Source organism: Rhizobium sp. 22-785-1 (genome assembly GCF_053521965.1).
Genome location: NZ_JBNWDI010000003.1, coordinates 56,267 through 70,213 on the forward strand (window position 1 = coordinate 56,267; position 13,947 = coordinate 70,213).

A 13,947-nucleotide genomic window follows, 5' to 3' on the forward strand; every position below is an offset into this window, starting at 1 on the left:
ATACTGACCCGTCCACGCCGCACTGCTTCGGGTAACCGGTTCGACATCGCAAACTCGCCCCAAATCGGCGAACAGCTCCGATAACTCGCCCCCTGATTTGGCAGCTTGTGCCGAACAAAGCGCCGACGCCATCGCGACGGCGAAGGACTACCTGCGCTCTGTAATCACCCAATTACTTCTCGAAAGGACTACCGAATGAACGAGCTTGTCCGCAACCTCCGCCTTCCAGTGCCGCGCTATTGCATCTGGAAGACCGCTCTCATCACGATCGACGGCAAACATCAGTACCGGCTGGTCGACACCGACGAAAGAGAACACACCATGGTTCCGGTCGATCGCCCTGACCAGCGTGAGAAATTCACCCATCTCCGGTTCTACGACTTGATTAAGAATGGTCGTGCCGAAGTGCAGCAGTACTACTTTGCGGACGGGCGGAGAAAAACCCGGTCCAAACCCGAAAGACCGACAGTCGTCGATCTGCCTGAAAAGAAAATGCTGCGTGTCGTCGCCTATCAAGCCTATCTGGACGCCTGGCTCCGACGCAAGCACGCTGCCGAACACGATCCTAGCGTATCGAAGATTCACCTGAGCGACCCCTCGCTCGAGCGGGTTCTTCCGCAAATCCGCGAAGAACTTGAACCGAAGAAGCTGCAAGGTGGCACGGTCACTTCCGTTGTGAAAATGCCCAGCCCGCGACACTTTCGGCGGTTGATGGCTCGATATCAGGAGAGCGGGTACGACGCGATGAGCCTTACTAAGTTGTGCTCGGGAAAAACCAAACGTCTTGAACTCCATCAGGCGCAGGATGTGCAGATCTGGAGCCAATTTGCGCGCGAATACGCAAATCCGAAGAAGCCTTTTGTGACGGACGTGCATAGGGCGCTGGTTGCCCATCTCGTAGAGCTTAATACCGAACGCGACGCGCAGAACATCCGGCTGCATTCAATCCCTTCCTACAAGCAGTTTCTCAAGCTTGTAAAAGCATTGAACGCATTTTGGCTTGCCGCCGCCCGCGAAGGAAAGGAGGCCGCGGCAAACCTCTATCGCATCGCGTACGGAAATCACGAAGTCGAACGTCCCGGCGAGGTGGTCGAGTTCGACGAATTGACCGTGGACCTGATCGCATGGTTATCCTGGGCCAAGCTTCTGGACCATCTGACCAAAGACGAGCTGGCCGCGATCAAGCGCGTGCGCTTGAAGGTTATCGTAGGGATCGACGTCGCCACCAAGTGCATCGTGGCAATGAGATTCACTCCGGCCGCGGCGACCGAAAAGACGATGATCGACGCCGTCGAGATGGTGGTGACCGACAAGTCGCCGTTGGCGAAGCTTGCCGGCGCGGAGAGCTCGTGGCCATACCATTGCCTGATGGAAACGGCCGTAGCCGACAACGGAGGAGCTCTTGCGTCAAACGCCGTGCGTGCCGTGTTCTCTGCTCTCGACGTGCAGTATATGCATCCACCAGCGGGTGTACCTTGGCTTCGTGGTTCCATCGAAGCCGTCTTCCGGACGTTCGGTGGCCAGCTTCTAGCATGGTTCGAAGGAAGGACATTCAGCGACATCTTTGAACGCGGCGACTACCGGTCGGAGGATCGTGTGACGCTGTCGATCGATCAGCTCAATCTTCTTCTCGTCCAGGCGGTCGTGGACATCTACCACCATCAGCCCCACTCGGCGACTGGCGAGACGCCGCATACGCGATGGATGAGACTGTCCGCCAAGTTCGGTGTGCTGCCGCCCCCGCCCAGGAGCGTCCGGAGAGCGGTCTTCGGTACCCGTACCTATCGCGACATCACGGAGATGGGCGTCACGATGTTCGGCATCACCTACCAGTCGAAGCAACTTCAGCAGTTCCGCCTCGCTTCGAAGAGCTCCGTCCTGATCAAGGTCGACCGCTTCAGTCTGGACGCCGTGTCGGCGTGGAACGGCGACGGATGGATCACCGTGCCGGCGACGATCCGCGTCCCGGAGGACGTCTCGATCTGGGAATGGACGGCCGCGGCACGTGCGGTCGCGGTGGAGAATGGTCGAAACGCGGAACCCGGCCTCGCATCCATGCTAGGCGCCGTCAACCGCCTGCGGCTTTCCGGTGAGGCAGCGTCGGCACGTGCGGGGATTGCGACGGCACCTATCGACGAAGCTGCTTTGCTCAAGGCTCAGACTGCGTATTTCGACAATGTTTCGTTCATCGACGACGTGGGTGAGCAAGATCCACAGCTCGCACGCCTCGTCCTTGCCGATGATCCTCTGATGGTCGGCATCTCCGGCCTGGACGACGACCTGTTCTACGCCGTCAAAGACGCGCACGCAGATTCAGCACCTGGAGCCGCCGTTATCCCGGCCGCGCCCGCACCGATCCGCACCACTTCCGACATCAAGATTTGAGGAACGCACCTATGACCAACGAAGCCAACTACAATTCGAACGTTGCTACCTCGGCCGCAGCTCGCCTAGCAGCGGCACTCGACCCAGCCGCCCGCATCAGGGCAGAGGCGTTCGGCAAGCTCAACAGCATGTACATCGAGTCCGAGCAGCACGTACGCGTCAACGCCGCCACGACGGAGATCATCGAAAACGCCGCGGCTGCATTTTCCGGCGAGGTCGGCAAACGTCGAGCCCTTTTCGTGCTCGGCGAGAGCGGCTCAGGCAAGACGACGGCGTTGAAATACACGCTGTTAAGCCGTCCGGAACTTAAGCCGTATTTCGACGAGCGTGGGAACGAGATCCGTCCCCTGATCCACTTCGAGGCCCCGAAGCCGACATCCATGAAGCTTCTCGGCCGCAAAATCATCGAGGCAACTGGATACCCGCTTTCGGACGCCTCGCGCTACACCGAAAACGAACTCTTCGAACTCGCCAAGCGTACGCTAAGGGAGCGACAGGTGATGTTTCTCTACATCGATGAAATGCAGCACGTCCTTCGCGCCAACAAGAAGGCCGACATCGTCAATGTCGCCGACACCCTCAAGAGCCTTCTGCAAATCGAAAACTGGCCGCTGCATCTGATCATCGCCGGCATGCCGGTCCTTGCGAAGTTCATGGAGCATGAGACTCAGCTCAGAAACCGGAGCCTGATCGTGTCCTTGGAGCAGGTTACCTTTCCCGCAGACCTGGAGCGGGTAAAAGTTATCGGCATTGGCATCATCCGGGGCCATGCGGGACTCCAGGTCAATGACGCTCTCTTCACGAACGACTTCGTCCACAAGCTCATCAAGGCTTCCGACGGCGGGTTTGGCACCATCATCCAGATGACGCGCGCGGCTTGCCAGATCGCAATGCGAAATGGATTGAGCGAAGTGACCGGCGAGCATTTCGCCGCCTGCTACGCTTTGGCAACCGGTAGCCAGCCGGAGCACAACATCTTCCTGTCCGCAGACTGGCGATCTCTTTCGCCGTCCACAGCCCTCGCTGATCTGGCCGCGAAGCAGGCACGGGCCGACAGGGTCGCAAAGGCAACCAGCGCAGCCAGGGAGGCTTGAGAATGCTCAAGCGCGTAGAATTTCACGCCATCGAAACTCTTCAGAGCTTTCTTTCCCGCACGGCGGCAGTGAATGGAGCGGGCGACATGCGCTCGCTCCTGAAGCACCTCGGTACGAATTGGTCCCAGATTTCCAGCGACACGCAGTCCGACGGACGTAACCTTGCAGCCGATCTTGGCATCTCGGCTGCAAGACTGGACCACGCGAAGCTTCGGAGAATTAGTCGAACGCGCGTAAGCGTGAACGGCCACGAGTTCAAGGCGGGTTCTTTTCGCTCCGGACCACATCACTATTGCCCGCTCTGCCTCGTGCACGACATGACGGTAAATACGGGCAGCGACCTCGAGAGGCCGTTTGCGCGCCTGCCGTGGGCGCTGGCAAATATTGACGCCTGCGCTGTGCATGGCGTCCGTCTCGCGGTTACCGAGGATTTTGGCCGAGCCTCCAACGACTTCGTGAGGTGCGTGTCGTCGCGCTGGGCAGTTGTAGATTATCATGCGTCACGGTGCGAGGCCGTCGAATTAAAGGCATCGGATCTGTACTTCTCCGATCGGCTAGGCGGAGGCTCTATTAGAGTACCTTTGCTCGACGAACTCACTTTCCAAGCTGCACTTGACCTCTGTGAGCATGTCGGTTGTCATCTTGAGCATGGCTGTGAGATCTTGAGCGTATCTCAGCAAGCGCCGGAAACGAGAGCACGTCTCCGACAGGATGGCTTCCACTTGATTGCGCAAGGCGAAGAGGCTCTTCGCAATCACCTTACCGACTCTGCGAAGCGGTACTGGGCGACGGCCGCCTGGCATCCCAGGTCTTCATTGTTTGGCAATCTCTACCAACTTTTAGACAGGAACGTTGACGCCTACCCCAAGCTGACGGGACTGTTGCGCGGAATTGCCCAGGAACACCTGCCACTAGGGCCAGAGGACATCTTTCTAGGGGCCCCCTGCGAGCGGCGCATCCACACTATCTCGACAATTTCTCGGCACTACAAAATTCCTAGGCCAACGGTGCGGGCGATGCTGAGCCGCGCTGATCTGTTGGATACCTCTCATCGCTTCAAAGGAGACGCCGATATCGCTTTCGGGAAAGACGTGCTTCGAGACGAGTTCGAACACGAGGCGCATTTAATCGGTCATGTCGCGCTAGTGCGGAGGATGGGACTTTCAGACTTCACCGATACATGCATCTTCGACCCAAGCTGTGACTTCGCGCTACGCACTCGATCCACAGTCGATCGAGGAGAGCTTTACAGCGTAGGAGACGCTGAGCAGCTTTTCGACCGGCTGACCAAATCTGTTGCCGCCGGAGGAGACGACTTTGTCACGATTCGAGACGCCGCTCGGCTGGCTCTCACATCTCCTAACGAAGTTATCCAGCTTCTCGCCGGCGGCGCGCTCAAGAGCGTCGCTGGATTTGGGCGGCATTTTTTCGGAATTAAAGTCTCGTACTTGGAAGTTCGAGGAAAGACCCAAGCGCGATACGACGCAACCGTTCTCCACTACGAGGAAGTCGCGCACGAGTTAATTATCTCTGTTGCGCTTGCCAACACACTTATGCGCGAGCGCAAGCTTCCGGTTTCGATCGTCGACCTGCCTGGCTTCTCCAAGACTTATCCGGTCATCAGCCGGGCCGCGCTTGAGGTCTTCCGTGGCGAGTACATTTCCTTGAACGAGTGCGCCGCCGAGAAGGGACTTCAGCGTGGAACTTTGATCAAATGCTTGGAAGACGCAACGGTATGTCCATCCATCGCTACAGATGGCGGGGTACCCGTGTTCTATAGAAAACAAGACATCGAGCGCGCGTTGGCCGGACAAGCCCAAGTGTCTTCCTGACGCAACAGGTTCGGCTAAGGAGGTCGGGTTTCCGCTACTCGACAACGTGAGTGTTAAAAAAAAATCCATGTGCCTGTGAGCCGTGCCGAAGAGCTACGTTCGATGAAAAGGTGTAGGAGCTGATCTCACACCTGGAGCAAATATTTCGGCGGCGGCGTAACTCCGGCCGTCGCTCATGTGTGACCAGGTCTTCAAGTCCGCTCTGGGCGCGTTTTCATTAGAGCCATACGCATTGATCGTTTGGACACCGAAGAGCACGAGCGCGAGCCTGTCGGCAAATTTACTGACCGCTGCAAAGGTTCCCACCGCACCTCGCCTCGTCGATTGGGATTGGTACTGGGACGGCGTCGCTCAAACGGGGCGTTGCAGCGACGCCGTAGTGATCCTTGCAACGAGCGATCTTATAAATCTCTAACCGCAGGACGCATCTGTGGGACAGGCAGGTCGGGGTCGCTTTGCCCTTCCTACACCGAAAATCGGAGAAGCCGACGTGGAACACAATTGGACAGATGACTAAGAACCTCCAACTTTCCAGCGAGAAATTGTATTCGGCAAAGGAACTGGAGCAACTAGGGTACTCCAGAACGGCGACGGGTCGTCTAATGGAAGCTGGAATACTAACCTCGCCGCTCCGCGGCGTCTATCGTGCGACCGGTGGGGAAGATGCGCCCCTGTTCGACAAGCTGGGCGCCATGTCCAAGCGCTGTCCCAATGCGGTGTTCTTTCTATTTACTGCAGCAGCCGTGCATGACCTAGTCGTGCGCGATCCGAGTTATGAGCATATCGGCTTGCCGCCGAGCCGGCGCGCCGCTCCAATCTTCTCCGACGGGGATCTCCCGTTGGACGTCGTGCGGTGGTCGCGGCTGGAAGACTGCGAGATCGGCGTAGATACTTACCGGCATCTAGAGGTCGATATTCGAGTAACGTCGCCAGAGAGAACCCTTTTCGACCTGTGGAGATACTCTTTCAAAAATCCCACGTTAAAGGGTACGCATGAGCGCGTGACGGACGAAAACCTTTTCGACTGCTTTGCGGCGTATTTCGAAAAGGTGTCGAGGGATACGTGCAGACTGGGAGATCTCGCCGCCGCGTTGGAAACGCGATCGACCACACTTCAAGCGTATGGCGATTTTTTGCTTACTTTTGAGCGAGGCTTCAACGCTCGGCTCGTGTTCTGAGCGATCATAAGACGGTGGGGCTCATGTCCTCCATCGAGGACCCTCATATCAGATCGACAGAAAATGCTGGCCTTCCACAAGCATTCGTTAGCGGAGGCGGATTCTGACCGGAAAATTTCGAAACGCGTTGAATCATTCGATCCAGCGCGGCAGATGTCTGATGGTGTTGGAAGCGATCCTCACAGGTAGTGGCGCGTGGGGAATCATTCTACCTCTATGCCCGCCGGACCTTTCCTGACTACGAAAATATCCGCACCGGCCTCACAAGAATTCCCAACTGCTCCATCAGCTTCGAGGCGGATTTTTTTGAGCGCCGCGCCCGCCCTCGTCCTCAATTTCTTTCAGAAACGCTTCAAGCGAAGACGACTCCTCTTTCGTTGATATCTCCTTCCATAAAGAGTGGCAGCCGAGGGTTTCCAGGTGGCTTCGCACATGAGGAGATAAGCGTGGATCTTCCAAAATCTCCTGTCTAACCCCGTTAAAGTAGCGAGTTCGGTCGTCATTCAGCTTGAAGTGCATATCCATGATCGTCTCGTTCAAGTCGGGATCCGGATGCGCCTTCGGCCACGATATCGGTGAGATTGTTATCGTCGCGCGCTGACCGCCGTCATATTTAGAACGCGTGCCTTCCAAGAGCGCTTCGAATTCGGCGTCATACTTTTCATAATGCGTGCGGAGATTCGGATTCGCAGATAGCTCATCTTCAAGGGCTATCGCCTTCCTGGCATTTTCCAATCCGGAGTTGATCACAATCTTCTCGGTATCGAAGGTCTGTCTTGATGGCCCTAAGGCCTCCTGAATGGCTTTTTTCCTGGTGACGTGAGCATCGACATCGTCCATGAACTTCTCGAACGCGCTCATCGAATTGGCAAAGGTCTTGGCGACCGAGATCGGCGCTGCCTTCGCGGCCACCTTCTGTGCTGGCCTGCCATTGTCGATGGCCGCCCTTACTCTATTCACGGCTTCGGTTGGTTTTTGAAAGACGACCTTGGCCGGAATACGCAGGACGGCAAAGCCCTTGGATCTGAAGAATTCGTCCCTAATTCCATCGCGCTCAACGGCCTCTGGAGAAGAATGCCACTCTGCGCCATCGATCTCAACGACAAGCCATTTGTTCACGAGGAAATCGAGCCGGTAAGGCTTGTATTCTGTTTGCATGTCTAGCTCGATCTCCCCGCCGACAAGAATGCCTTTCTCGGGTTTAAGATCGTAGCCCTTGATCATCACTTCGAGGAAAGCAGTCTCTGCAGGCGATTCACAGGCCGCCAAGAAATATTCGCGCCATTCGGGATCATCGGCGGTCACTGTCGACTGCCGGGTTCGGTACATGCTTTCGGGCGTTTCAGGCTCGGGATACGGGAAAGCCTGGAAAGTGGCGTACGCGAAAAACGCGGCGGCGATCCAGACTAGCGGAAATGCAAATCCCGCGAAGACCAGCACGGCAGTAATCGCGCCCCGAATGATGATCGCTTGCTTATGCGCGTTGTCCATGTCGCCTCCCGGAAATCCGCGGAGAGTTCTACCTTTACTTGTGAGGGATGGCGAGATCCGTTCATGGTTCTTTCTGGAGGTCCCTATTCGTTACGACAGCACCGGCCTCACCAAATTCGCCAGCTCAATGATGCTCTCAAGGACTATGCACCCTAGAAGTGATCGAGCTCAGGGGGAGCCATCGCCGACAAAGATTAGTGCAAGCGCTGATAAGCATCCCCCTGCCGAGCTTGCCGCACGCTTGCGAAGGCAGCTTCGGCCAAATCCCGACTTCCGAATCGCGCCAATAGGAAACATAAACTACTTCGAGTTTGGCGGCTGGAATGGGCCGAGAGCGGAATGGCAGCTTTCAGGACCGCAAGTGGAATAGCCGCCGACACGCTGCGGCCATCCGTTAAGCACTCCAGCGTCGCTCTGCGGAGCCCAGTTCATGTTTGGCTCGTTCAATATAAGCCCTAATGTACAGCAAACAAATCGGCTAGCTCAATTCTAATTGCCGGAGTGTTGAAGTAGGTGTACGCGGCAATGGAGCCGCTCCCACAATGCCAAACTGGTGGCACTGTTGAGGGCTGTTACTCGGCGCGAGCGGGTGTGGACACTGTGGGCTTACCGTCGGCAGGCACCTTAAACCCGCCGTCGGAATAAGCAGTTACGACTGCTTCGCCGATGGTGAGTAGAAGAAACGCATACAGTGCCCATGAGGCTTTGGCCGCCATCGAGAACGCCCTTACGTACCAGCGATCCTCGATGTGTTTGAGCTTGCCTATAAGATGCCTGAAGAGAAGCAGAAGAGTTGCGCTCACGGTGCAGAACACCGCCAAAGGAGCGAGCCAGCCGAACGCTTCTGCGATCAAGGCAGCGAAGTGCCATACTAAGTAGCCGGAGACCGAGAGCAGCACACCCAAACCAGCCATCGCGATCCCGAACAGGATTTTCTGAACGAGCGCCGCACTGTCTTGAGCGTCATTCTTACTTTGATCGACAAGACCCTGAAGCTTTCGTTCGCGCTCCGCAAACTGCGCCTCTGAGACCTCCTTCGCTGTCAGCGCTGCTGAGGCCTTAGAAATCGCGATCAACTTCTCTGTTTCAATCTCAGCAAGCCTTTGTGACTGTTCTTTATGTTCGCTGGCCCGTTCCCTTTGCTCGATCTCAAGCGCCTTAGCCACCCCCTCCGAAATGCGCTTATGCTCGGCCAAGTGTGTCACCAACTCCTCCCTGATCAAGTTGACTTCATCGTTTTGATCATGGGGCTTATGGAACTTCGCTCTCAGCGCCCTGTTACCCAAGATCGCGATCACCGTTTCTTCGCCAAGTTCATCGACGTGTTCAAAACGCGAAAGCGTGGATAGGATACGTTGAGTTGCCTTCTCCTCCTCGACATCAAAGTGATCGAACAGGAATGGTAGCTGCATTAGCGCAAGGATCGTCTTCTCCACGTCCTCATCGGTCGGTATGATTGTTTGCAGCGCCTGGATTAGCGAAGCGGGGTGCACAATTACGGGCAGTCCCTTGCCGTGTCGCTTATGGATGTCGAAAGCGAGCAGGGAATAGTCAATCGTGACGCCGACCCACTGCGCATCGAAAATGCTATCAACTATGTCCGGGCGCCTATCATCTACGTAGTGCCACAGAACCATATCGTGCCAGATTGTCTCATAACTCTTCTCCCGGCGACCCGCCCTCGCTTTCGCTGCATAAAAAGCCTTCTGGTCGACGGCATCGTCAATGGTCGGTTGATCCGTGGCGTAGTGGTCATCCTCGCCATGCAGAATGTTGACATTATGAGCCCCCAAGATTGTCCTGATGTCGTCGTAGTAGGGAGCAAAGTAGTCTTTAGCGCTGAGCTTAAAGTCTGCCTCGGCGGCCCGGATAAGGAAAGCTTCAACGACCCCCGAAATGAGAGAACGGCGGCTAGCGGCAACGATTGCCTGGGTTGGCCTGATTGTGGACGCCACACCCTCGTAGTAGGTCAGCGACCGCTGAAACTCCGTGATCGTCGTTGGCAGGACGTACATCCGCACGGAGAGTTGGCTTGGCAACTTGGAGATTAGATCCAGCAATAGTCCAACCGCCTCGTTCGACGGGTTCGTGTGGAGCTTCAAAAGCGAGAAAAGGAAGTTGGTGTCGAGGACGATCTTTATATTCTTCGACTTGCCATCGCTGTTGAAGGCTTTATCTGAGATCGCCTTAGGGATGGTCAGCGCTGACTGGAAGAAATAGTTGTTAAGGAGGTGAAGTATGTACTTTCGGCAATACAGGTCGTTCCGATCTAGAAGCGCCAACACCATAGTTTCTAAGACCGGCTTGTGATCGTCAGGATATTTCGCAAGAAAGTCTAACAGAAATGGACCGTTACTTCCAGTTGATGATTGCCCAAGTATCAATTCATAAGATTTTGCGCCGAACTCGGTGATAAAAGGAACTATAAACCCTGAGCGAAACTTGCTCCAAGCATCTTTGGCGCTTTCTTCCGGTAGCGTTAAATCGTGCACGATTTTAACGGCCTCGATTACTTTCGTAGACACCTTAGATTCGACGTCTTCAGCGTTATGAACCTCGCTATCGACACGCAGGCGCTCCGCCTCAGTAAGTCTGTACTTCCCGTCGGCAGTGACAACGACTGAACCGTCGTCACACAACACTTGTAGAATCGCTTGTGCTTCTCCTTCGGAGAGATTCTTCAAGCCAACTGCCGATTGAGTATCGACCAGCATCGCTGCCGAAACTGGCTCGCCGATCAACCAACATAGGAAACCCACCGCTCGCTTGGTGGCAGTCCCCAGCCACCCACTTTCATTAAGCTCAACGTGGTGGACGAGGGCAACAACGTCCTTACTGAGTTCTGTCTTCCCTTCGATCACCAGGCGTTCCAATCTCGCAAAGAATCAACATTGAATTGAACATAATGAACCGTACAACTTCGACCAACTGCTCCGGTAGAGTAAGCCACAATAAAATGCTTTGTGATCCCAAGTATTGTCAGCGATCTCTCCATGAGCCTGCCCTTCGAGGAGCTTGCCGAAAACCCGAAATGAAGGCGCAGAGCCGTCTCACCGCATTCGATCCAGGATGACCGCTTTGGACCCAAAGCCGTCGAGAGTCGCACGTGTCTCCGGACAAACCTAGAGCTTGTTCTGGATATTACGCATACATTTCCGACCTTCCCGCGTCGTCGGTCGCTGGTCCGCGGTGTCTGCCGTCGACGTCTAGAGCCCGAACATGATCATCATCGCCATTTATACCATTGTCGTTCCCCGCTGCTAGCTTGCGGCGTTGATTGTCCGAGCCTGGGCTTGGAAATAGGTCCAATCACACTTTGGATCGCGGAGGAGATGAGCCATGGGTGGACGATGATCACGCAAACCAATTTCTCGGTGACCTTTACGAGTAACTGAGCAATTGGCCGGCGAATTGAACCTTGCCGATCTCGTCGCAAGACCACGTCGTTGCAGGTGGCGTAGCGCCTATGCTTGCGCTCAGGGCCAAGGCGTTCCTGTAGACCTCCTGGAATGATAGTTCTTTAGCAGAACAAAACGTTTGATCGACTTACAGGTTGGTTGCCACAGTTCGGCGTTTGGGTCGAGGTCGCTGTTAACGCGCAGCGCGTTGCATCATTGATCATTTCCTCCCGTATCCGCGGGGACTCCAACAGTCGGCAATCACCCTCACTTGAGCGGAAAAGCTCTGGGTACGAGCGCGATAGATAACAGACACTTAGCTCTTGAGCCAAGGACACTGTTAAAGTGCATTCGCAACAGTGCGAGTTTTTCGCCGCCTGAATTCTAAAGAAAGCAGACTTCATGCTGGGCAGATTTGGGGAGGGCTTTTCATCGCCTATGCTAAAGGAATTTAGGTAACTTAAGTCCACGGAGCTTTGCCTACCTCCCATCAGACGAGACTGGTGCTTTCAGCAGTCAACGATCCACGAATTGGCTTGGAAAGTGTTCTCACCGCGTGAGTGTCAGTTTCCTGAAATCTTCGAACCCGACTGATTGCGTTGCTCAATCATGGCCAATACCTCGCGTCGTGGTATTGCCTTGGAGAAGTAATAGCCCTGCGCGAAAGCACATCCGAGGCTTTTGACCATATGGAGATCTTCTTTCGTTTCGACACCCTCGGCGACCACTTCAAAGCCGAGCGCGTCTGAAAACTTTACCATCGCCTCGATCAGTGAACTGTTTGTAGAGCCAGCGCGCGTTCCCGTGACGAATGATTTGTCGATTTTCAGCCGGGTGATCTGCAATTGCTGCAGGGTCGCCAAGGAAGAGTATCCGGTCCCGAAGTCATCGATCGCCAACCTGACATTCTTCTCCGACAGAGAGTTTAGACGCAATTTGACATTTTCCTGATCGATGGTCGCGTCCTCGGTGATTTCCAGTTCGATCCTGCTCAGTGCAATCCCGTCAGCACTGAAGCACTCCGTGATCAGGGCCTCGACATCGTTGCGCGCAAGCTCTCGAGGAGAAATGTTGATAGCGATCATGATGTCGCTCTCGCCTAGCGCACTGAGGGTGGTTGCAACATCCTTGAATATATATTTTAAAAGTTCACCCGAGCGTCCAATCGACGAGGCAGCAGATACGATCTTGGGTGGCGAAATCCATCCCAGTCGAGGATGATGCCAACGCAGCAAAGCCTCAAGGCTTTCAATCTGCTGCGTATCGCTGCGAACAATCGGCTGGTACCAAACCTCGAGGTTCTGCTGGGCAAGAGCTTCTATCAGACCGATTTCAATATCGCGGCGCCTTTCGATTTCATCGCGCAGATCGGCATCGAAAATCCTGAATTGATTGCGACCGTCTTTCTTGGCCGCATACAAGGCAATATCCGAGCACATTAAGGCATCGTCCAAGGCCGCGCCTGAGCCATGGTAAACACCGATGCTGACGCCAAGCGTCAGAGGCTCGATCCCCAAATAAGGGCGCGAGACTGCGCTGATCAAAGTCTTTGCCAGAAACCGGAAGCTGGAATCGGCACAGGGCTGCGTAAAGACAATGGCAAATTCATCACCACCAAGACGCGCTGCAAATCCGTGCTGGCCGATAACTTCCTCTATCCGTTTGGCGGCTTCCATGAGAACCCGGTCGCCAGCCTGATGCCCGAAAGCGTCGTTGATCGACTTGAACCCGTCGAGGTCCAGCATGAACATGACATTGTCTGCCTGCAGGGCAAATATGGGCTCTGCTCGATCCGAAAAGCCGTGCCGGTTGAGCAGCCCGGTCAGCTTGTCTATCCCCATAAGTTCAGAGGCGTTTCGCGCCAGCATCAGGGCCTGATTTGTGGTCTTCTCCAACTGACCAGAAAGAGCAATCGCTTCATTTCTCTTCCTGCTGTCATTGCAGAACAGTCTCTCGTTCACTCTGGCCCCACGAATGAGAGCAAAAAGGTAAAGGCCGACAGTGATTGAGATCAGCAGTTTGTCGAGGCCGCCCGACTGTTCAAGCCAATATGCGCTGGTGACCAGTGGCGGCGTGATAAATGCGGTGGGCACATTGGCGAACGAGTACCCGTAGGTCACTGCCCCAGCAGTGAGACCGCACACGATCAGCGCGTAGAACAATGTCTGAGGAGATGTGTACCAGTCGCAAAGCACTGGAACCCACGCCCACACAAGGCCCGATGCCAATGCGAGAACGATATGCAGGCGCAGATAGTTTTGGGTCGTTTTGTATGAGGCCTCGAGGTCACCGGCGGAGCCTCCGCTTGGCATCGTCGGCAACGGAAACTTGCAGGCAACCAGCCTTGCAGCGTTCGCCACCGTTGACAGGACAAACCAGATCGCGCCCTCTCTACCGTTGCCATAATAGGTAGCCACTACCAAGGCACAAAGTCCCAGCACGATGTTGATCGGTATCGATAGCGCAACCATTTTGCGTAGAGTGACCAGCTGATCTCTCTTCACACTGGCATCGAAAGTTACCGAAGTCATGGAGCGGCAATATCCTAAAATGAGAATTGCCTAATGTT

General features: G+C 55.3%; 7 protein-coding genes. 4 read left to right on the top strand and 3 right to left on the bottom strand.

Annotated features, from left to right (window positions below):
- The first annotated feature begins 195 nt into the window (after positions 1-195).
- The 4 genes from ACQZ5M_RS07960 (at position 196) to ACQZ5M_RS07975 (ending at position 6,489) form a co-directional block, all read left to right on the top strand.
- Positions 196-2,385 (top strand): hypothetical protein, encoded by a 2,190-nt coding sequence (locus ACQZ5M_RS07960; RefSeq protein WP_449079413.1) that lies wholly within the window; start codon positions 196-198, stop codon positions 2,383-2,385.
- 11 nt (positions 2,386-2,396) lie between these two features.
- A complete protein-coding gene (locus ACQZ5M_RS07965; RefSeq protein ID WP_449079414.1) occupies positions 2,397-3,479 on the top strand; it encodes an ATP-binding protein in 1,083 nt (360 codons plus the stop codon).
- 2 nt (positions 3,480-3,481) lie between these two features.
- Positions 3,482-5,311 (top strand): TniQ family protein, encoded by a 1,830-nt coding sequence (locus tag ACQZ5M_RS07970; RefSeq protein ID WP_449079415.1) that lies wholly within the window; start codon positions 3,482-3,484, stop codon positions 5,309-5,311.
- 509 nt (positions 5,312-5,820) lie between these two features.
- Positions 5,821-6,489: a type IV toxin-antitoxin system AbiEi family antitoxin domain-containing protein gene (locus ACQZ5M_RS07975; RefSeq protein WP_449079416.1), complete on the top strand. Its 669-nt coding sequence runs from the start codon at positions 5,821-5,823 to the stop codon at positions 6,487-6,489.
- 285 nt (positions 6,490-6,774) lie between these two features.
- Here ACQZ5M_RS07975 and ACQZ5M_RS07980 read toward each other — a convergent pair whose 3' ends face one another.
- The 3 genes from ACQZ5M_RS07980 to ACQZ5M_RS07990 form a co-directional block, all read right to left on the bottom strand.
- Positions 6,775-7,980: an endonuclease domain-containing protein gene (locus ACQZ5M_RS07980; RefSeq protein WP_449079417.1), complete on the bottom strand. Its 1,206-nt coding sequence runs from the start codon at positions 7,978-7,980 to the stop codon at positions 6,775-6,777.
- Between the two features lie 572 nt (positions 7,981-8,552).
- Positions 8,553-10,841 carry a hypothetical protein gene (locus ACQZ5M_RS07985; protein WP_449079418.1) on the bottom strand — a complete coding sequence of 763 codons (2,289 nt, stop codon included), beginning with the start codon at positions 10,839-10,841 and terminating at the stop codon, positions 8,553-8,555.
- A gap of 1,100 nt (positions 10,842-11,941) precedes the next feature.
- Entirely contained in the window at positions 11,942-13,909 is a 1,968-nt protein-coding gene (locus tag ACQZ5M_RS07990) for a putative bifunctional diguanylate cyclase/phosphodiesterase (protein WP_449079419.1), read from the bottom strand.
- Between the last annotated feature and the right edge of the window lie 38 nt (positions 13,910-13,947).